This is a genomic window from Roseiflexus sp. RS-1 (genome assembly GCF_000016665.1).
Lineage (GTDB): Bacteria > Chloroflexota > Chloroflexia > Chloroflexales > Roseiflexaceae > Roseiflexus.
In genome coordinates, this window is sequence record NC_009523.1 from 684,477 (window position 1) to 703,335 (window position 18,859).

The following is an 18,859-nucleotide window of genomic DNA, read 5'->3' on the forward strand; positions in this document are numbered from 1 at the left end:
GGCTGTATACTCCGTGACTCAAGCTTGTGAAACAGCACACCGGGCATGATCAGGCAAATAAGAAAACGCGAGAAGAGCATGAAAACTATCACCTTACAGGTCCCCGATGAGGTATACGAAGCATGTTTACATATGGCGCAGAAGTATGGACGCAGCGCTGAAGAGTGGGTTATGGAATTTTTGCTCAAGCATGCACCTGGTTCACTACAAAGATCAGATGACGAACAACGAAAAGCGGCAAGGGAGCGTCTGCGCCCGTATGCAGGCGCCCAAAGCCTGGGATATCCTACAGGCGTCGATAACGAAAGCATTGATACTAGAACACAGCAAGGTTTATTGTGATTTTCAGACCAACCACCCGCCATCCGGCACGAGATGGGATGCCTGACGCAGGTCTTCGATGGAGCGAGGAGGAATGTAACCTGATGGATGCTGCAATGAAAAAAGAAGAGGTCATTCGACGGTTAACCGATCACCGGCAGGAACTTGCTCAATTCGGCATCAAATCTCTGGCGCTTTTTGGCTCGGTGGTCAGGGATGAAGCCCGACCGACCAGCGATGTAGACCTCCTGGTGGAATTTGAAGGCCAGGCAACGTTTGACCGATACATGAATCTTAAGTTTTATCTGGAGCAGGTATTGGGCTGCCGGGTAGACCTGGTCACGCGCAAAGCCCTCAAGCCACGCCTGCGCCCGGTGGTGGAAGCGGAAGCGCTGTATGTCACGTGACCCGCGACTGTACCTGGATGACATTCGCGAATCCTGCGAAAAGATCGTGCGCTATTCCCAGGGGTTGGACCTGAACCAGTTTGTGCAGGACGAAAAGACCTTCGATGCCATTGTACGCAATCTGGAGATCATCGGAGAAGCAGCGAAGCGCATTCCGCCCCAGATGCGAGCACGCTATCCCGATGTAGAATGGAATAAGATCGCTGGCTTGCGCGACATCGTAGCCCACGAATATTTTGGTCTGGACGAAGATATCTTGTGGGATGTAGTTCAGAATCGGATTCCTGTACTTCTTGATCGGACCCGGCAGATTCTGGCTGCGGAAGGCGGATGAGGATGGAACGTCTGACGTAAAGGAGACCCGCAATGTTGCACCGTCATCTTAGAGAGCGATCAGAAACCCGGATTTGTGGTATCGTAACGGTGAACATAGCTTTCTGATGGGGAGCAATCTGTCATGCCGAAACGTGAGCATCGATTCTATCCAAACAAATGCAGAAGGAATTGCTGCTGATTATGACCAGGAAGGTCGATTGGCAGGCATCGAGATTCTCGATGCGCTCAAACGCTTCGGTGACCCAAATATCCTGCGACGTATTGTTCTGGAAGATATAGGACTGATTCGAGCTTAGCGTCTCTGGAAGCGGTTTCACCAGAGCATGGCAGCACGCCAGGAGAAAGAGACGTGTGATATGTCGCCATCGATGAAACGCCACATCCTGGCGGCGCTGCGAGAGCAGTTTGAGCAGTGGGATACAGTGCTCGCGCGCTTGAGCGATGGGGAGTCCGCCGCCCCGCTCCCCTCATCGTCCTGGACGATAAAAGATGTCGTTGCCCATCTGTGGGCATGGCAGCAACGCACGATTGCCCGCATGGAAGCCGCACTCGCCGACCGTGAACCGGTCTTTCCCCAATGGTCGACGGACATCGATCTTGCGACTGAGGACGGTGTGGATCGGCTCAATGCCCGCATCTACGCAACTCACCGCGATCACTCATGGTCATCGGTATACCGGCAGTGGCGTGAAGGATTCCTTCATCTGCTCGACATAAGTGAACGGGTCAATGAACAGAACCTGCTCGACCCTTCACGATACTCCTGGCTCGACGGGCGGCCGCTGGCGTTGATCCTCCTGACGACCTATGATCACCACCAGGAGCATGGCGAAGCGTTGGGCATCGGGTACAGTTGACAGCCTGCGCTCGCCGTCGTATGCTACACGTAGATTTATGGCATGCCCAAACATTGCCGGAGGCGCGTGTGAGCGAAAGCGTCGAAATGTACCTGGTCATGACTGCGCTCCTGCGCAGTGCGCCAGATCAACCGGTGCCGCTGTCGTTGCTGGCGAACAAACTTGGCGTCTCACAGGTATCAGCGAATGAAATGTGCCACCGGTTGGAAGAGCGGGGGTTGCTGGCGTACCAGCCCTACAAGGGTGTGACGCTCACGCCGGATGGCGAGGAGTGGGCGCAACGCATTCTCTCGCGCCGTCGGCTATGGGTCATCTTTCTGGTCGAGAATCTGGGCATCGATCCAGAAGAAGCTGATGATCTGGCATGCCAGCTCGAACACATCACTTCGGATCGTCTGGTTGCGGCGCTCAAAGCCTTTCTGGAGCGCGCCCCCAATGCGCGTGCGCCACTCGAACCGGTGTCTTCTTCTGCTTCGCTACGACCGCTCACCGCCTGCACCGCAGGGACGCGCGGCGTTATTGCGGCTGTCGACGTTGAACCGGCAGCGGCGACATTCCTGGCACGGCAGGGAATTGCGCCAGGCGCCGATGCCGAAGTGCTGGCGGTTGGCGCCGATCACGCAGTGTTGCTCCAGATCGGGACACAACAGGTTGCGCTGGCGCCGTCGCTTGCCAATCGCATTACGCTTGATGACAACGCAGCGCTGCACGCTGCACGCCACGCCGCCTGGCAACGTTGCAGCGCCTTCTGGTCGTGCGTGCGCGGCGAACCGCATGTGTGCCCGATAAACGATTCGCTGGAATCGTCCCCCTCGATACCGGCGACGCCGTGATTGGGGGCGGAAGTGACACGCGCTGATGATCCCGGCGGATGTGACAGTCGCCGCCAGGCGCATGGACGACGCCGGTCGGTTGTCCTGCGTACTGCGGAGTCACCCAGCGCGGGCGCACCTGTCGGCGCCTGCCTGCACGTTGTCGTCCGCCGTTCAACGTGCAACGGTCAACCTTCAACCTCTCTCGCCCCTCGCCGCCGCCGCTGCCCCCGGTACAGGCGCAGCGGCGCTGCGCCCTACATTGCCCCTCGCCTCGCCCCTCGCCGCCGCCGCTGCCCCCGGTACAGGCGCAGCGGCGCTACGCCCCTACATTGCCCCTCGCCTCGTCCCCCTCGCCGCCGCCGCTGCCCCCGGTACAGGCGCAGCGGCGCTGCGCCCCTACACGTTGTCGTCCGCCGTTCAACGTGCAACGGTCAACCTTCAACCTCTCTCGCCCCTACTCGTCCCTTGTCACCTTTTCTTTCCTTCTGGTTGTGTGTTTTCCACTTGCAGTCATGAGAATGAGTCTGTATAACGAAAGTTAAGGTGTACCCTAACTATTCACGCGACTTCGATGAGGAATGCCAGAACATTCCTGGCAAAGGAAACGCGTATGTCCGATGGAACTTCTGTGACCCTCGACCAGCTTCCCCGTGGTCGCAGCGCAATCATTGTGCGCATTGGCGGCGACCGTGCGTTGCGGCGGCGATTGCTCGATATGGGGCTTGTTCACGGTGAAACGGTGACGTTGACAGGGCTGGCGCCGCTCGGCGATCCGCTCGAACTGACCGTCAAAGGGTATCATCTGTCGCTGCGGAAGAGCGACGCACGTTGTATTCAGGTGGAGCCGATCAATGCAACTGCATAATCACTCTATTCCTCTGATGTTCGTCGGTCAGGGCGTGCGCGCGCGACTGGTCGGCATCAACGGCAGCCAGCGCACGGCGCATCGCCTGGCAGAACTTGGCTTCATTCCCGGTGTTGAAGTGTCGGTCGTCGCCGATAGCGGCAGCGCGTTAATGGTTGCCGTCGGCGATACGCGCATGGCGCTTGGGTATCCACTGGCGCAGGCATTGCTCGTCGCCGTCCTGGAGAAGGGGAGTTCTCGATGAAGGACGTGATCGTTGCGCTCGCCGGTAATCCGAATGTCGGCAAGAGCACCATCTTCAATGCGCTGACCGGTTTGCGGCAGCACGTCGGTAACTGGCCCGGCAAGACCGTCGAGCGGAAAGAGGGTCAACTGGCACTCGATGGGCGTGTGGTGACGATAGTTGATCTTCCCGGCGCGTATAGCCTGGCGGCGCGTTCGCTCGAAGAGCAGATCGCACGTGATTTCATCGTGCGCGACTGCCCCGATCTCGTGATCAATGTCGTGGATGCCGCCAATCTGGAGCGCAACCTGTATCTGACGACGCAACTGCTCGAAACCGGTGCGCGTCTTCTGGTCGCCCTGAATATGATCGATGTCGCGGCGGCGCGTGGGATGACACTCAACCCCGATGCCCTTGCCAGGGGATTGGGTGTGCCGGTTGTGTCGCTGGTCGCCAGCAAGAACGAAGGGGTGGCGGCGCTGAAAGCGGCAATGACGACGCTGATTGAAGGGCTGGAGGTTCGTCAGACGGTACGAAAGGTGGCATGATGACAACAGTCGAGATGTTTATCAATCAGGCGCCATTCCGTTATCCGTCGCCAATCGAGACGGAACTGAACCATCTGGCGGAACTGTTCGCGCAAACGCCTGCTCTGGCAGTGTATCCGTCGCGCTGGCTGGCGATCCAGGCGCTTGAAGGAGACGAGTCGCTGCTGAACGACATCCGTGAACTTGGCGGTCCTGCGGTTGCTGCGGCGCTGGATGCGAGCCTGGAACGACTGCACGCGATCTACGGCGATGATCTGGATGTTGCTCTTGTTGACCAGCGGTATCGTTTTGTCCACACAATCGCCACGCAGGCGGTGCGTCGTCCGGTTGAGGCGCCGGTGACTCTCTCCGATCGCATCGACCGTGTGGTGACGCATCGCTGGCTGGGCATCCCGATTTTCCTGGCGGTGATGTGGGTGGTGTTCAAGTTGACCACCGACGTTGCTGCGCCGTTTGTGGACTGGCTCGACGGTGTGTTGAGCGGTCCGGTCAGTCGCTGGACGGTTGCGCTGCTGGCGATGGTCGGCGCCGATGGCGGGTGGGTCGAGTCGCTGCTGGTCGATGGCGTCATCGCTGGCGTCGGTGGGGTGCTGGCATTCGTGCCGGTGCTGCTGTCGCTCTATTTTGCTCTCGCGCTGCTGGAAGACTCCGGGTACATGGCGCGCGCGGCGTTCGTGATGGACCGGTTGATGCGCGCGCTCGGTCTGCATGGCAAGAGTTTTCTGCCGATGATCGTCGGGTTTGGATGCTCGGTGCCGGCAATCTATGCTACCCGGACGCTCGATAGTCGTCGTGACCGGATACTGACCGGTCTGCTGGTTCCGTTTATGAGTTGCAGCGCGCGTCTGCCGGTGTATGTGCTGATTGCGATGGTCTTTTTCCCCGCCTCTGCAGGTCAGGTGATCTTCGGGTTGTATCTCACCGGCATTGTGGTGGCGGTTGGAATGGGCGCGTTGCTGCGGCAGACGCTGTTCCGCCGCGAGCCGCAGGCGCCGTTCGTTCTGGAATTGCCGCCGTACCGGATGCCGACGTTGCGCGGCGTCTGGCGGCAGATGTGGGAGCGCACGTCGTCCTTTGTGCGCAAGGCGGGAACGATTATTCTGGCAACCAGTATCGTCGTCTGGTTGTTGCTCGCCATGCCGATCGGTGAGGGATCGTTCGCCGAAACGCCAGTCGATCAGAGCGCGTTTGCTGCCGTTGCGAACGCAGCAACGCCGGTGTTTGCGCCGCTTGGTTTTGGGCGCTGGGAAACGAGTGGCGCGCTGGTGACCGGTCTGATCGCCAAGGAAGTGGTTGTCGGCACGCTGATGCAGGTCTATGGCGGCGCTGTGGAGGAGGACGGCGCTCCAGGCGACGAACCGGCGACGCTCGCCGATGATCTGAGCGGCATCGTCAATAGTTTCGGTGCAGCTGTCGCCGATGCGCTGCGCGCCCTGCCGGGGATCGTCGGCATCAACCTGGTCGAGGCGGAGGAAGAACCTGTAGCGGAAGGACTGGCAGCCGCCATCCGAACCGGCTTCGCAGCGAGCAGCGGCGGCCACAGCACACTGGCGGCGCTGGCATTCCTGGTCTTCGTGCTGCTCTACACCCCGTGCGTCGCGGCGCTCGCGGCAAACCGGCACGAATTTGGCACACCCTGGATGCTGGTCAGTCTGCTGGGGCAGTTCGCCATCGCGTGGCTCGCGGCGTTCCTTGTGTTCCAGGGCGGGGTGCTGCTGGGGATGCAGGGGTGAGGGGATGAGGCGCGAGGCGCGAGGCGAGAGGGGTTGAAGGTTGAACGTTGCACGTTGAACGGTGGACGACAACGTGTAGGGGCGAGAGGGGATGAGGCGAGGGGGACGAGGCGAGGCGCCCAGGAGCACATTGCAGGTTACAGGTGAACAAGGATGCTCTACCAGATTCTCGAAGCGCTTGAAGCGGCAAACGGTCCAGTGTCGCTCGATGAATTGAGTCGGCAGTTGCAGATCGAACCGGGCGCGCTCGAAGGCATGATCGCATTCTGGGTGCGCAAGGGTCGTCTGAAGGATACTGCGGTCAGCGGATGCGCTGGCAGCAGGCGCGGGTGCACCTGCGGCGCATATCCGAAGGGTTGCGTCTTCAGCACTGCCGGTCCGCGCGTCATTGTGCTGAACGACTCGTGAGCGGCGGGTAACTGTTTACACCTGGGGGAACACACGCGCGAAGCGAGGGCGTACCGCCCTCGTCGCGGCTACGAGGGCAAGATGCCCTCGCTCCCATTTGAAGCCGAATCGCGTTCGTTCGTTGCACAGCCTGGCAGTCGGGTTGTGCTATAATAGCTCCGCACGCGACTCTGGAACACAATACGGTGTCTATCTCGCCGGACATAGTGGCGGAGTCAGTGCATGTGCACCTGTCCAATGCAACGACCGTCGCGGTGACCCGCAGGGCCCGGATGCCAGGGCGTAAAGGTGGAAGCTGGTGCAAGTCCAGCGCTGTGCCGCAACTGTAACCGGTTCGTAGTGCCGGAAGCCAGGATGCCTGCCGCGATGTATGTTGTTCAGCCCTTCTCGAGCCAGGGAGGGTGAACAGAATGCGCGTTCCTTTTGGATCGCATTGTACTCTGTCGCCCCGGTTCTCGAAAGAGGCCGGGGTTTTTGGTTGGATGGCACATGTGCATACTTGCCCTGTGATGGCGTTGCACCAGGAGAACAGCGAGACGCATTCGTGTGTATGCTGAGGGATTCACAAATTCGCGAATTGGTTGAAAGGTTTGCACGATGACTTCTGAAGAACACCTGAGTCAGCAGACCCCAGAAGCTGCAAACGATGCTTCGAACGGTGATGAGCAGACCGACACATCAACCGGCGCGGCGCAGAGTCCCGGCTCAACGCCCGAAGCACAGGAGCGGCGAGAGGCTGCGCGCGCCAATCGTGTGCAGAAGGGGCTGGTCATTGTCAATACCGGGAATGGCAAGGGAAAAACAACCGCAGCGCTGGGCATCCTGCTGCGCGCGTGGGGCCGCGATATGCGCGTGGGAGGAATTCAGTTCTTGAAGCACGAAAACGCGAACTATGGCGAACTGCGCGCACTGAAGCGCATGGGGATCGAACTGACGCCAATGGGAGACGGCTTCACCTGGACGAGCCGTGATCTCGATGAAACCCAGGCAAAGGCGGTCCATGGCTGGGAAACAGCAAAAGCGCGGATCGTCAGCGGTGCGTATGACATTTTCCTGCTGGACGAATTCACGTATGTGCTGAACTACGGTTGGGTTGATACGACCGACGTGATCGACTGGTTGCGTCAGCACAAGCCGCCGATGCTCCACCTGATCATCACCGGGCGGAACGCGCCGCAGGCGCTGATCGATTTTGCCGATCTGGTGACAGAGATGCGCGAGGTGAAGCATCCGTTCCGTGATCAGGGCATCCGGGCGCAAAAGGGCGTGGAGTACTGACACGGGCGTGGCGGCGCTCCGGACAGGTCGCGTCTTTATGGCGGGTGAAGCGTTGCCGACCGGTTGTTGCCTGTGATCTGCTGAAGGAAGGCGCATGGCAGAACGGCTCAAACGCAACATGGTTCAGCGCATCGATGGGCGGATGGTCAATGCCGGCGCGCGCCGCGGCATGCTGATCGTCTGCGCAACCGGGTGCTGCTGTGGTCATACCGAACGCGGCTTCGCCCCCGTTCCAACCTGGCGCTACCACCATGAGTGGGAGCGCCGCAAACTGCGCAATCAGGTGCATTTGAGCCAGGGCGGATGTCTGGGTCCGTGCCCGCTTGCGAATGTCGCGCTCTTGATCCTCGATGGTCGCCCCTACTGGTTTCATTCGCTCAACGATGAGGCGCTCGTTCCCGTGCTCTACGATTACATCGAGGCGCTGCTCGCCGCCGACCATGATCTTGCGCCGCCGCCTGCGCTGGCGCCGCTGATGTTCAACGGTTTCGCCTGGGATGGCGGTGGTTCACTCACGCAACGCCACGAGCCGCTGCCAGCCATGATCGGCGATGGGATTCTGGTGCTCAGCCAGGCGGATACCGACCTCCTGGCGCTCGAACAGGCGCGTGCGCTGCTGCCCGATGGGTTTGCACCGCTGCGGGCGGCGCACGTCGGGCGCCTGGCGGATGACACGGCAGTTGATCGCCTCCTGCGCGAAGCCCTGCCAGGTGTGGCGGTCGTTGTCGCGCGTCTCCATAGCGCCAGCGCATTTGCGTATGGCCTGGAGCGACTCCAGGAGTGGGCTGCGACAACCGGCGGCTTTTTGCTCTGTATTCCCGCCGTCGAAGCGCTCGACCCGGATCTGATGGCGCGTTCGACGGTCGGCGTGCCGCTTGCGTTGCTCGTCAGCGCCTACTTCCAGTACGGCGGACCGGCGAACCTCGCCAGCGGGCTTCAGTGTCTCAGCGATCACCTCCTGCTGAGCGGGTGGGGGTATGAGGCGCCGGTGGAACTGCCGATGCACGGCGTCTACACACCGACCTTATCGTCGTGCTGCGCTGATGCGCCTGATGACAAACGTCCGGTTGCCGGAGTGCTCTTCTACCGGGCGCACCTGTTGAGCGGCAATACCGCATTTATCGACACGCTGATCACAGCGCTCCACAACCAGGGAATGCGCGTTTGCGCCGTATATACCCAATCGCTCAAGGATGCGGCTGGTGGTCGTGGTCCCGAAGCGCTGCGGGCGCTTACCGACGCGGGACCGGTGGACGTCGTGATCAGTACGCTGAGTTTTGCGCTTGGCGAAACCGATCCTCACCCCTTTGCGACCCTCGACGTTCCGGTGATCCAGGCGCTGGTGAGCAGCACATCACGCGACGAGTGGCTGCGCAACGGTCGGGGGCTTGGTCCGCTCGACACGGCGATGAATGTGGCGATCCCGGAGTTCGACGGGCGGATCATCGGTGTGCCGGTCGCATTCAAAGAGCAGCAAGGTGAAGCACCGGCGCGCTCGGTCGCCGACGAAGAGCGGATGGAGCGCCTCGCGGGGCTTGCCCGTCGCCTCGCGCGGCTGCGCCACAAACCGAACGCGGAGAAACGGATCGCCTTCATTTTTACCAACAGCAGCGCCAAAGCGCAGCGCATCGGCAACGCGGTCGGTCTTGACGCACCTGCTTCGCTGATGCGCATCCTCCGGGCAATGCAGGCTGCCGGTTACCGGACAGGCGATCCGCCCGATTCTGGCGACCGGTTGATTGCCGACCTGATTGCGCGCTGTTCCTACGATGAAACCTGGTTGACGACCGAACAACTGATCCGGGCGTACCGTATTCCCGGCGCGCAGTACGCACGCTGGTTCGCCGACCTGCCAGGTGCGCTCCAGGACGCGATGATCCGGCAGTGGGGTCAACCGCCGGGCGCGGCGTATGTCCACAACGGCGATCTGGCGCTTGCCGGGCTGGAGTACGGCAATGTGTTCGTGGCGCTGCAACCGCCGCGCGGTTACGACATGGATCCAAACGCGATCTACCATCGCCCTGATCTGCCGCCGCCGCACAATTACTACGCCCTCTACCGCTGGTTGCGCGATGAGTGGCAGGCGGATGCGATCGTGCATCTCGGCAAGCATGGCACGCTTGAATGGTTGCCGGGCAAAGGTGTGGGACTGAGCGCAACATGCTTCCCCGATCAGTTTCTCGGCGATCTGCCGCTCATCTATCCCTTCATCATCAATGACCCCGGCGAAGGGACGCAGGCGAAGCGCCGGGCGCACGCCGTCATTGTCGATCATCTGACCCCGCCGATGACCAGCGCCGGGGCGTATGGCGATCTGGTGGAACTGGCGCACCTGGTCGATGAATACTACCGCACCGAGCATCTCGATCCGGGGAAACTGCCGCTGCTCCAGCGCCAGATCTGGGAGGTGTTGCAGCGCTCGCACCTGGATGACGACCTGCGCTACATCGCGCAGGCAGACCATGGCGACCACCGGCACGAGTGGGACGGCAGTTTTCTCGAAGACGGCACGCCGACCATGCTGGCGGAGATGGAGGGGCGTGAGGTAGCGCATTTGCTGGAAGATATCGAGGGGTATCTGTGCGAACTCACCGGTGCTCAGATCCGCGATGGGTTGCACATTCTCGGCGAAATGCCAGCCGGTGAGCAGTTGGTGGAACTGATCTATCACCTGCTGCGTTTGCCGAACCTGGATGCCCCCAGTTTGCCGGAGAGCGTCGCCGCAGCGCTGGGCGAAGACTGGAACGCCCTGCGGGAGCGTCCCGGCGCGCGGCGGGAACGGATCGAGGGTGCGTCGGAAGACGGCGCCGGTGCAGTATTCCAGACGAATGCCGACGTGATTGCGCATATCGAGGCGTTGAGCAAAGAGTTGCTGCGACGTCTGGAAGCGCTCGACTGGCATTCTGAAGCGATTGAGCGGGTGATTGCAAATATAGACCGGTATTCGTCCTCATGCCGTGGGGCTGAAACCCCCGGCTATACAATGCAAAGCCCGCCTGCGCGGGCTATCCCCGATTTAGGGACTCACTATTCCGGTCAACCGGGCGCGCGCATCGCTGCGGCGTTGCGGTATGCGTGCGATACACTCGTGCCGAATCTGCGGCGGAGTGCGCATGATGAGATCGCGCACCTGCTCGCCGCTCTGGAGGGGCGTTTTGTGCCGCCGGGACCGGGCGGCGCGCCGACGCGCGGCATGGCGCATGTGCTGCCGACCGGACGCAACTTCTACGGCGTCGATCCGCGTGCGCTTCCCAGCGTCGCCGCGTGGCAGACTGGCGAGGGGTTGGCGCGTGACCTGATCGCCCGCTACCAACGCGAGTATGGGCAGATCCCCGAAAGTGTCGGGTTGAGCATCTGGGGAACGAGCGCCATTCGCACGGCAGGCGATGATCTTGCGCAGGCGCTGGCATTGCTTGGCGTGCGTCCGCGCTGGCAGCGCGAGAATCGGCGCGTGGTCGGGATCGACATCATACCGCTGGAAGAGTTGGGGCGTCCGCGCGTTGATGTGGTCTGCCGCATTTCCGGGTTCTTCCGCGACGCCTTTCCGCACCTGATCGCCCTGATCGATCAGGCGGTACAGGCGGTTATTGCGCTCGACGAGCCGCCGGAGATGAATTTCCCGCGCAAACATGCGCTGGAGACGGCGCAGGCGCTTCAGTCAGCCGGGAAGACGGTCGAGGAGGCGCAACGTGAAGCCGCCTACCGCATTTTCAGCAGCAAGCCGGGCAGTTACGGCGCTGGCATTCTGCCGCTGATCGATGCCCAGAATTGGGAGCGCGACACCGACTTCGCCCGCGTGTATCTTGCGTGGGGCGGGTATGCCTACACCGCCTGCGAGCAGGGAACTCCCGCCGAAACGGCGTTTGCTGCGGCGTTGAGCAAGGTTCAGGTTGCAACAAAAAACCAGGACACGCGCGAGCACGACATATTCGACAGCGATGACTATCTGCAATTTCACGGCGGGATGATCGCAACCATCCGCGCGCTTACGGGGAAGAATCCGGCGCGCTACTTTGGCGACAGCAGCGACCCGGCGCGTCCGCGCACCCGCGATCTGCGCGAGGAGGCGCGTCGCGTCTTCCGCGCGCGGGTGACGAACCCGAAGTGGATTGCCAGCATGCAACGCCACGGCTACAAAGGCGGACTGGAACTCGCCGCCACGGTCGATTATCTCTTCGGCTACGATGCGACTGCGGAGGTGCTCGATGACTGGATGTACGAGCAGGTGACTGAACGCTATCTGCGCGATCCGGGTGTACAACAATGGCTGGAACAGGTCAACCCCTGGGCGTTGCAGGCAATGGCTGAACGTCTGTACGAGGCGATCGGGCGTGGGATGTGGGCGAATCCGTCTCCCGAAGCCTGTGCAACCCTGGAGGCGCTTCTGGAGCAGGGTGATGCGTGGCGGGAGGGGGTTGAACGTGGCAGCGTTGAACGTGGCGGCGTTGAACGTTGAACATTATAGCATTTTCCTCTGTGCACGCTGCGCCTCTGCGGTGATAGAGCCTTTTTTGCAACGGACTCAAGGGTGCAAAAGTTCCAATTGTTGTACAGGAAGGTGCGAAGGTTGGAAGGTGCGAGATTGACCAACGTCGCGCAGGGGCGCGCGGCGGTCGTCGGTTTGAGCGTCTTATGTGTCCCCAATCCATTCATCCGCAACCAAAAGAAAGGAGACCATACCCATGAGTCTGCTGTCCGAAACAATCGCACGGATCGGTCCACTCGATGATGCTGCGGCAGCGGCGGCGCAGGCGCGGCAGGATGTGCTGACCAAGCCGCAGGGTGCGCTGGGGCGCCTGGAGGCGTTGTCGGTCCAGATTGCGGGGATCACCGGCAACCAGCGTCCGCGGTTGACCAACCCGGCAGTCATTGTGATGGCTGCCGATCATGGCGTTGCGCGTCGTGGGGTGAGCGCGTATCCGTCAGAAGTCACGGCGCAGATGGTGTTGAACTTCCTCAACGGCGGCGCGGCGATCAATGTGCTTGCCCGTCACGTCGGCGCGCGTGTGATTGTGGTGGATATGGGAGTCGCGGCCAACCTGCCGTCGCATCCTGAACTGATCAACCGCAAAATGGGCATGGGCACGGCGGATTTCTCGGTCGAACCGGCAATGAGCCGCACACAGGCGCAACAGGCGGTCGAGGCTGGCATCGCATGCGCAAATGACGCCATCGATGCTGGCGTTGATATTCTGGCAACCGGCGATATGGGCATTGGCAACACGACTGCATCGAGCGCGGTCGTTGCCGCAATCACCGGTCGTCCGGTCGCCGATGTCACCGGGCGCGGCGCCGGCGTCGATGATGCCGGTCTTGCGCGCAAGATCGCGGTGATCGAGCAGGCGCTGGCGCTCCACCGCCCCGACCCGAACGATGGACTGGACGTGCTGGCGAAGGTCGGCGGTTTTGAGATCGGCGGGTTGGCGGGGGTCATGCTGGGTGCTGCGGCGCGGCGCGTGCCGGTCGTCATCGATGGGTTCATCTCCGGGGCGGCGGCGCTCATCGCCTGGACGCTGGCGCCAGCGGTGCAACCATACCTGATCGCTGCACACCGTTCGGTCGAACGGGGGCATGAAGCGGTCTTCACCCGTCTCGATCTCGTGCCGCTCTTCGACCTTGGGATGCGTCTCGGCGAAGGGACTGGCGCGGTGCTTGGCATGTCGCTCTGCCAGGCAGCGTGCAAGATTCTCGACGAGATGGCGACATTCGGCGAGGCGGGGGTGTCGGGGAAGGTGGAGAACTGAGAACCAAGAACTGAGAACCAAGAACTGAGAACCGACGCGGGGCATACTTTGTGTCTCGAGGCGAAAGTCTTGAGGGCTTCGTGACTGCAAAACCCTGCCCTTGCCAGGCAAATACAGGTTATTGCAGAGAGGAGTGCTGTATGAAACCACTGCACCGCTGGCTGCCGGTTGTCATCGGCGCTGCGCTGCTCATCATCTTCGAGTCGCGCGCGGCATATGCCATGCACATCATGGAAGGCTTTCTGCCCCCCGTCTGGGCAGGGTTCTGGTTCATCGTCGTTCTCCCATTCTGGGTGCTTGGTCTGCGCCGGATCAACCGCCTGATCGCCGGGAAGCCGGAGACACGCCTGTTGCTCGGATTTGCCGCCGCCTTCGCCTTCGTGTTGAGCGCGCTGAAGATACCAAGCGTCACCGGTTCGAGCAGTCACCCGACCGGCACTGGTCTGGGGACGATCCTGTTCGGTCCGCTGGTGATGAGTGTGCTGGGGAGCATCGTTCTTCTCTTCCAGGCGCTCCTGATCGCTCACGGCGGTCTGACAACGCTGGGCGCGAATGCGTTCAGTATGGCGGTCGTTGGTCCATTCGTGGCGTGGTTGATCTGGAAAGGGTTGAAGGATCGCGCACCAATCTGGCTGACGGTCTTTCTTGCGGCAGCGCTGGCGGATCTCTTCACCTATGTGGTCACGTCGGCGCAACTGGCGCTGGCATACCCCGACGCTGTCGGCGGATTTGCGGCATCGTTCGCCAGGTTCGGCGCGATCTTCGCCGTCACGCAGATTCCACTGGCGATCAGTGAGGGCATCCTGACGGTGCTGATCTTCAACGCATTGCAGGCGAACGCACAGACGGAACTACAATCGCTCGGCGTACTGAAAGGAGCGCAGGCATGAGCAGCAAACCGTTTGGGTGGACGACATCGCTGATCCTGCTGCTGGTCGTCGTTGTGCTGGCGATTGTTCCGTTGTTGATGGTCCGCGACTCGGAGTTCGAGGGTGCGGATGCGATTGCAGAAACGGCGATCACCGAAGTTGCGCCGGATTACGAGCCGTGGTTTGCGCCGATCTTCGAGCCGCCGGGCGGTGAGACGGAGAGCTTGCTTTTTGCGCTTCAGGCGGGGCTTGGCGCCGGATTGATCGGCTACTTTTTCGGTCTCAAACATGGCGAGCGCCGCCGCCGCGATTAGCAGGCGTTGATTGTGATGCGTGTCATTGATCGGTATGCGTTCGGGAATGCATTGCGCGATGTTGATCCGTCGCAGAAAGGCGCGCTGGCGTTGCTGGCGATCATCCTGTGCCTGGCGCTGGATCATCCTGCGGTCGGCATACTCACGTTGATCTGGATGCTGGCGCTCACAACGTGGCGGGCGCGCACGCCGCTGCGCGTGTCTGGCAGCGTGCTGCTGACTGAAGGCGCCTTTCTGAGTCTGTCGGTCGCCGGCATCGCCCTGAGCATTGCTGGCGGCAAGCCGGAAGCGCCGGTTTTTGCCTGGCAATTCGGTCCGGTCTGGGTAAGTGCCACGCACGAGTCGCTGATGCTGGCTCTGCATGTTCTGACACGCGCCCTGGGGTCGGCAGCCGCGCTCAATTTTCTGATCCTGACGACGCCGCTGATCGATCTGATCGAGATGCTTCGGCGCATGCGGCTGCCGGAAGGGTTGATCGACATCATGGCGCTTACCTACCGTGCGATCTTTGTTCTGCTGGACAGTCTGGAGCGGATGGCGACAGCGCAGGATGCGCGCCTGGGGTATCACACGCCGCGCACGGCGATGCGTAGCGCAGCGTTGATCGGCAGTTGTCTGTTCCTTGATGCCTACCGGCGCAGCCAACAGATTCAGACGGCGCTGGAAAGTCGGGGGCTTGATGGTTCATTGCGGGTTCTGCCGCTCGATTATCGGCGTGATCCGCGTATGTGGCAGATCGGCGTCGGTCTGACGCTCAGCCTGGTGCTGGTGAGAATGATTGCATGAGTGCGCTGCTCGAATTCGATGACCTGCACTACACCTTTCCCGGCAGCGCTATCCCGGCGCTGCGCGGTGCGTCGCTATTGATCGCAACCGGGCAGCGTATCGCCCTGTTAGGACGCAACGGCGCCGGCAAGAGCACGCTTCTGCTGCACGCCAACGGCATTCTCCGCCCGGCGAAGGGACAGGTGCGTCTGGAGGGCGCGCCGTTGGAGTATACCCGTCGTGGTCTGTTGCGTGTGCGTCGTCAGGTAGGACTGGTCTTTCAGAACCCCGATGATCAACTCTTCAGCGCCAGTGTTCTTCAGGACATCAGTTTTGGTCCGATGAACCTGGGGCTAAGCATCGCCGACGTGCGTCGCCGGGTGGCGGAAGCGGCTGACCTGTGCGGCATCAGCAACCTGCTCGACCGCCCGACCCATGCCCTGAGCGGCGGGCAGAAATCGCTGGTGGCGCTGGCGGGGGTGCTGGCGATGGCGCCGCGCGTTCTTCTGGTGGACGAAACAACATCCGGACTGGACCCGTGGATGCGCCATCAGATCTTTGCGATCTTTGATCGACTGGTTGAACAGGGTGTGACGGTGCTGCTCGCTACCCATGATCTCACCGTGGCGCGGCAATGGGCTGATACTGTTGTGGTGATGCACGAAGGGCGCGTGGTTGCATCCGCGCCGCCGATGCAGGTTTTCGCCGATCCCGATCTGCGGGCGTTGGTGGGCCCGGCGCTGCTGTAGGGGCGCGGCGCCGCTGCGGAGGAAGGGCGCAGCCGCGCTGCGGGGGAAGGGCGCAGCGCCGCTGCGGAGGAAGGGCGCAGCGCCGCTGCGGAGGAAGGGCGCAGCCGCGCTGCGGGGGGCGCAGCCGCGCTGCGGGGGAAGGGCGCAGCGCCGCTGCGCCCGTACAGGTTGTCGCGTGATAAAACCAATGTATCTATCACACCGAATATCACACCGAAGTCAAACGCTCCTGATTGCGCTGATTGCTGATGCGCTGCTTGGTGATCCGCCGAATGCCTGGCATCCGGTGGCGCTCATGGGGCGCTGGATGCATCTGGGTGAGCGGTTTGCCCCCCAGGGCGCAACGGCGCGTCTGCTGTGGGGTGGAATGTGGCTGACGGCGGGCGCGGCGGCAACCGGATCGGTCGTGGCGCTGCTGCCGGATCATCCGGTCGTGCGGGGACTGGCGGCCTCGACCCTGATGGCATACCGCGGGTTGGATCGGGCGGTCGGCGAGGTGCAAACCGCGCTGGAGCGCGGCGATCTGGCAGAAGCGCGGCGTCTGCTGGGATGGCACCTGGTGAGCCGTCCAACTGCCGATCTTCGCGCCGATGAAGTAGCAGGCGCGGCGATTGAGTCGCTGGCGGAAAACTTGAGCGATAGTCTGGTTGCACCGGCGCTGGCGCTCCTCGTCGGCGGGTTACCCGCCATCGCCGTCTATCGCCTGTCGAACACGGCTGATGCGATGTGGGGGTATCGGAACGAGCGCTACGAATACCTGGGCAAGACAGCGGCACGGCTCGATGACGCACTCAACCTGCTGCCAGCGCGTCTCACGGCGGCGCTCATTGCTGCGGCTGCGCAGATTGTGTGTGGACGGGGAATGATCGCGTGGCAGATTGCACGCCGTGACGCCGGGCGTACTGCGTCGCCGAATGCAGGGTGGCCTATGGCGGCGATGGCGGGGGCGCTCGACACGACCCTTACCAAACGCGGACACTACACCCTCGGAAGCGGATCCCGCCTGCCCGACGCTGCCATGATCGGCGAGGCGCGCCGGATTGCGCGCGTCGTGCCGCTGCTGCTGGCGGGCGGCGTTCTGCTAGTAACGTTCAGCGTTCAACGTTACGTTCAACGTTATAGAGTTATATCGCAGTTCTCACAGAGGAAGGCGTCAGCATGTCCAACTCCGATCACACCGCACTTCTCCTGATCGGTCACGGCACCGACGATCCCGATGGTCTGGCAGAGTATCGCCAGATGGCGACGCTGGTTGGCGAGCGGTTGAACACCGTGGTTCAACCATGTTTTCTTGAACTTGCCGATCCGCCGATTGCACACGCAATCGACGATTGTGTGCGCGCAGGGTTCCGGCGAATTGTTGCTTTGCCGTTACTCCTCGGCGCCGCCGGTCACCAGAAGAACGACATTCCGGTGGCGCTCAATCAGGCGCGCGCGCGTTATCCAGACCTCGACATCCGCTATGGGGCGCCGCTGGGCGTTCAGTACACGATGCTCCAGGCAGTGGCAGATCGAACCGAAGCGGCGTATGCGTCTGTCGCCGCAACCATTCCCCGCGAAAAGACAGCGCTGGCGCTTATCGGGCGCGGGAGCAGCGACCCGGACAGCAACTCCGATGTTGCGCGCATGGCGCGTCTGCTGTGGGAAGGGCGCGGATTTGGGTGGGTTGAGTACGGTTTCTACAGCGTCACCCGCCCCGACGTTGCAACCACCATCCGGCACTGCGTTGCGCTGGGAGCGGATCAGATCATCGTCATTCCCTACCTGCTCTTCACCGGGCGCATTCATCAACGCATCACGCAGCAGGTTGACATGGCGCGGCAACAGTATCCAGCGATACGCATCCTGCTGGCGCACCATCTGGGGTTGCACGACGGTGTTGTGCGCGCCATTGTGCAGCGTTACGAAGAAGCGCTTGATGGCAGGGCGACGGTCAACTGCGACCTGTGCAAGTATCGTCGGTTGATGCAGGGGTTCGAGGACGAGTACGGTCAACCGCAAACGAGCGACCATCACCACGGCTTGCGAGGAACAGCGAGCAACCTTCCACCGGGACTCGCCGCAATCCTCCCGCCGCGCTACCGGAATGGCGCGCCGGTAAGCGCCGCACCGATGGGCGCGGCGCCGCTCATCTATAATGACGATGGGCGGGTGGCATGGGATCGCGTATGGGGTAGGGACGATCCGAACAGTCCATTCTGTGAACTGGCGCTGGCAGGCGGTCCACCGCACCGTGGCACACTCCTGGAGCCGGTTCATCCCGAATCGGTGACTGCCAATCCGGAACAGTACCGGGACGTTGTCGCAGAACTCGCCCGTGGTCTGCGGATGGTCACCGGGTTGCCTGTCGTGACCGATGGCGCGCCTGGATGGATCGGGATTGTCTGCGACAGCGAAGAGATGGCGATCTGGTTGCTGCGGGCGATTGTTGTCGAAAATGTGAGTGTGCGCCGTGAAGGAACGACTCTCTATCTCCCTGCCGGACCCGACTTCCGGCTGGACGGGGAGATCAAGAACATTATCACTGCTATCGCCAAGACATACCACTACTGGAAAGAGCATGTTCTGGGATGAGCAGTGCGGTATAATAAGAAGTATCATCCCCGTTGTACAATCGACGCTTCCCT

20 protein-coding genes and 1 riboswitch are annotated in these 18,859 nt (G+C 61.8%); all 20 genes read left to right on the forward strand.

Annotated features, from left to right (window positions below):
* The first annotated feature begins 78 nt into the window (after positions 1-78).
* The 20 genes from ROSERS_RS02810 (at position 79) to ROSERS_RS02905 (ending at position 18,806) form a co-directional block, all read left to right on the forward strand.
* Positions 79-342, forward strand: a complete 264-nt coding sequence (locus ROSERS_RS02810; protein WP_157040945.1) for a hypothetical protein — start codon at positions 79-81, stop codon at positions 340-342.
* Between the two features lie 83 nt (positions 343-425).
* Positions 426-728 (forward strand): nucleotidyltransferase family protein, encoded by a 303-nt coding sequence (locus ROSERS_RS02815; protein ID WP_011955325.1) that lies wholly within the window; start codon positions 426-428, stop codon positions 726-728.
* Positions 718-1,062: a HepT-like ribonuclease domain-containing protein gene (locus ROSERS_RS02820; protein ID WP_011955326.1), complete on the forward strand. Its 345-nt coding sequence runs from the start codon at positions 718-720 to the stop codon at positions 1,060-1,062. Before ROSERS_RS02815 ends, ROSERS_RS02820 begins: the two co-directional genes overlap by 11 nt.
* Positions 1,063-1,195: 133 nt before the next feature.
* The gene (locus tag ROSERS_RS02825; RefSeq protein WP_198136349.1) at positions 1,196-1,360 is read left to right on the forward strand and encodes a DUF2283 domain-containing protein; all 165 of its coding nucleotides are present in this window, start codon (positions 1,196-1,198) and stop codon (positions 1,358-1,360) included.
* Positions 1,361-1,420: 60 nt separating this feature from the next.
* Positions 1,421-1,921, forward strand: a complete 501-nt coding sequence (locus ROSERS_RS02830) for a maleylpyruvate isomerase N-terminal domain-containing protein (RefSeq protein WP_041332856.1) — start codon at positions 1,421-1,423, stop codon at positions 1,919-1,921.
* 68 nt (positions 1,922-1,989) lie between these two features.
* Positions 1,990-2,754, forward strand: a complete 765-nt coding sequence (locus ROSERS_RS02835) for a metal-dependent transcriptional regulator (protein ID WP_041332858.1) — start codon at positions 1,990-1,992, stop codon at positions 2,752-2,754.
* Between the two features lie 592 nt (positions 2,755-3,346).
* On the forward strand, positions 3,347-3,601 hold the full coding sequence (locus ROSERS_RS02840; RefSeq protein WP_011955330.1) for a FeoA family protein: 255 nt from the start codon (positions 3,347-3,349) through the stop codon (positions 3,599-3,601).
* On the forward strand, positions 3,588-3,845 hold the full coding sequence (locus ROSERS_RS02845; RefSeq protein ID WP_011955331.1) for a FeoA family protein: 258 nt from the start codon (positions 3,588-3,590) through the stop codon (positions 3,843-3,845). The genes ROSERS_RS02840 and ROSERS_RS02845 overlap by 14 nt, the downstream gene beginning before the upstream one ends.
* Positions 3,842-4,372 carry a FeoB small GTPase domain-containing protein gene (locus tag ROSERS_RS02850; RefSeq protein WP_011955332.1) on the forward strand — a complete coding sequence of 177 codons (531 nt, stop codon included), beginning with the start codon at positions 3,842-3,844 and terminating at the stop codon, positions 4,370-4,372. The genes ROSERS_RS02845 and ROSERS_RS02850 overlap by 4 nt, the downstream gene beginning before the upstream one ends.
* The gene (feoB, locus tag ROSERS_RS02855; protein WP_232282751.1) at positions 4,369-6,105 is read left to right on the forward strand and encodes a ferrous iron transport protein B; all 1,737 of its coding nucleotides are present in this window, start codon (positions 4,369-4,371) and stop codon (positions 6,103-6,105) included. Before ROSERS_RS02850 ends, feoB begins: the two co-directional genes overlap by 4 nt.
* A 153-nt stretch (positions 6,106-6,258) precedes the next feature.
* Positions 6,259-6,513 (forward strand): FeoC-like transcriptional regulator, encoded by a 255-nt coding sequence (locus tag ROSERS_RS02860; protein ID WP_011955334.1) that lies wholly within the window; start codon positions 6,259-6,261, stop codon positions 6,511-6,513.
* A 235-nt stretch (positions 6,514-6,748) separates the two neighbouring features.
* Positions 6,749-6,893, forward strand: a riboswitch (cobalamin riboswitch).
* 217 nt (positions 6,894-7,110) lie between these two features.
* Positions 7,111-7,791, forward strand: a complete 681-nt coding sequence (cobO, locus tag ROSERS_RS02865) for a cob(I)yrinic acid a,c-diamide adenosyltransferase (RefSeq protein ID WP_011955335.1) — start codon at positions 7,111-7,113, stop codon at positions 7,789-7,791.
* Positions 7,792-7,885: 94 nt separating this feature from the next.
* Complete coding sequence (gene cobN, locus ROSERS_RS02870) at positions 7,886-12,247, forward strand: cobaltochelatase subunit CobN (protein WP_011955336.1); 4,362 nt, start codon at positions 7,886-7,888, stop codon at positions 12,245-12,247.
* A gap of 226 nt (positions 12,248-12,473) precedes the next feature.
* A complete protein-coding gene (gene cobT / locus ROSERS_RS02875; protein WP_011955337.1) occupies positions 12,474-13,535 on the forward strand; it encodes a nicotinate-nucleotide--dimethylbenzimidazole phosphoribosyltransferase in 1,062 nt (353 codons plus the stop codon).
* Between the two features lie 140 nt (positions 13,536-13,675).
* Positions 13,676-14,425, forward strand: a complete 750-nt coding sequence (locus ROSERS_RS02880; RefSeq protein ID WP_011955338.1) for an energy-coupling factor ABC transporter permease — start codon at positions 13,676-13,678, stop codon at positions 14,423-14,425.
* Positions 14,422-14,718, forward strand: coding sequence for an energy-coupling factor ABC transporter substrate-binding protein (locus tag ROSERS_RS02885; protein WP_011955339.1), 297 nt, complete (start codon positions 14,422-14,424; stop codon positions 14,716-14,718). Before ROSERS_RS02880 ends, ROSERS_RS02885 begins: the two co-directional genes overlap by 4 nt.
* A gap of 15 nt (positions 14,719-14,733) precedes the next feature.
* Complete coding sequence (gene cbiQ / locus ROSERS_RS02890; protein WP_011955340.1) at positions 14,734-15,504, forward strand: cobalt ECF transporter T component CbiQ; 771 nt, start codon at positions 14,734-14,736, stop codon at positions 15,502-15,504.
* Positions 15,501-16,232, forward strand: a complete 732-nt coding sequence (locus ROSERS_RS02895) for an energy-coupling factor ABC transporter ATP-binding protein (RefSeq protein ID WP_011955341.1) — start codon at positions 15,501-15,503, stop codon at positions 16,230-16,232. The genes cbiQ and ROSERS_RS02895 overlap by 4 nt, the downstream gene beginning before the upstream one ends.
* 187 nt (positions 16,233-16,419) lie before the next feature.
* A complete protein-coding gene (gene cbiB / locus ROSERS_RS02900; protein ID WP_011955342.1) occupies positions 16,420-17,424 on the forward strand; it encodes an adenosylcobinamide-phosphate synthase CbiB in 1,005 nt (334 codons plus the stop codon).
* Entirely contained in the window at positions 17,391-18,806 is a 1,416-nt protein-coding gene (locus ROSERS_RS02905) for a sirohydrochlorin chelatase (protein WP_011955343.1), read from the forward strand. The genes cbiB and ROSERS_RS02905 overlap by 34 nt, the downstream gene beginning before the upstream one ends.
* Positions 18,807-18,859 lie beyond the last annotated feature (53 nt).

Coding starts and splice junctions, on each gene's coding strand:
- ROSERS_RS02820 (WP_011955326.1), top strand. CDS start 718: ATGTCACGTGACCCGCGACTGTACCTGGATGACATTCGCGAATCCTGC.
- ROSERS_RS02840 (WP_011955330.1), top strand. CDS start 3,347: ATGTCCGATGGAACTTCTGTGACCCTCGACCAGCTTCCCCGTGGTCGC.
- ROSERS_RS02895 (WP_011955341.1), top strand. CDS start 15,501: ATGAGTGCGCTGCTCGAATTCGATGACCTGCACTACACCTTTCCCGGC.
- ROSERS_RS02850 (WP_011955332.1), top strand. CDS start 3,842: ATGAAGGACGTGATCGTTGCGCTCGCCGGTAATCCGAATGTCGGCAAG.
- cbiQ (WP_011955340.1), top strand. CDS start 14,734: ATGCGTGTCATTGATCGGTATGCGTTCGGGAATGCATTGCGCGATGTT.
- ROSERS_RS02845 (WP_011955331.1), top strand. CDS start 3,588: ATGCAACTGCATAATCACTCTATTCCTCTGATGTTCGTCGGTCAGGGC.
- cobT (WP_011955337.1), top strand. CDS start 12,474: ATGAGTCTGCTGTCCGAAACAATCGCACGGATCGGTCCACTCGATGAT.
- ROSERS_RS02885 (WP_011955339.1), top strand. CDS start 14,422: ATGAGCAGCAAACCGTTTGGGTGGACGACATCGCTGATCCTGCTGCTG.
- cobN (WP_011955336.1), top strand. CDS start 7,886: ATGGCAGAACGGCTCAAACGCAACATGGTTCAGCGCATCGATGGGCGG.
- ROSERS_RS02880 (WP_011955338.1), top strand. CDS start 13,676: ATGAAACCACTGCACCGCTGGCTGCCGGTTGTCATCGGCGCTGCGCTG.
- feoB (WP_232282751.1), top strand. CDS start 4,369: ATGATGACAACAGTCGAGATGTTTATCAATCAGGCGCCATTCCGTTAT.
- cbiB (WP_011955342.1), top strand. CDS start 16,420: ATGTATCTATCACACCGAATATCACACCGAAGTCAAACGCTCCTGATT.
- ROSERS_RS02905 (WP_011955343.1), top strand. CDS start 17,391: ATGTCCAACTCCGATCACACCGCACTTCTCCTGATCGGTCACGGCACC.
- ROSERS_RS02830 (WP_041332856.1), top strand. CDS start 1,421: ATGTCGCCATCGATGAAACGCCACATCCTGGCGGCGCTGCGAGAGCAG.
- ROSERS_RS02815 (WP_011955325.1), top strand. CDS start 426: ATGGATGCTGCAATGAAAAAAGAAGAGGTCATTCGACGGTTAACCGAT.
- cobO (WP_011955335.1), top strand. CDS start 7,111: ATGACTTCTGAAGAACACCTGAGTCAGCAGACCCCAGAAGCTGCAAAC.
- ROSERS_RS02810 (WP_157040945.1), top strand. CDS start 79: ATGAAAACTATCACCTTACAGGTCCCCGATGAGGTATACGAAGCATGT.
- ROSERS_RS02860 (WP_011955334.1), top strand. CDS start 6,259: ATGCTCTACCAGATTCTCGAAGCGCTTGAAGCGGCAAACGGTCCAGTG.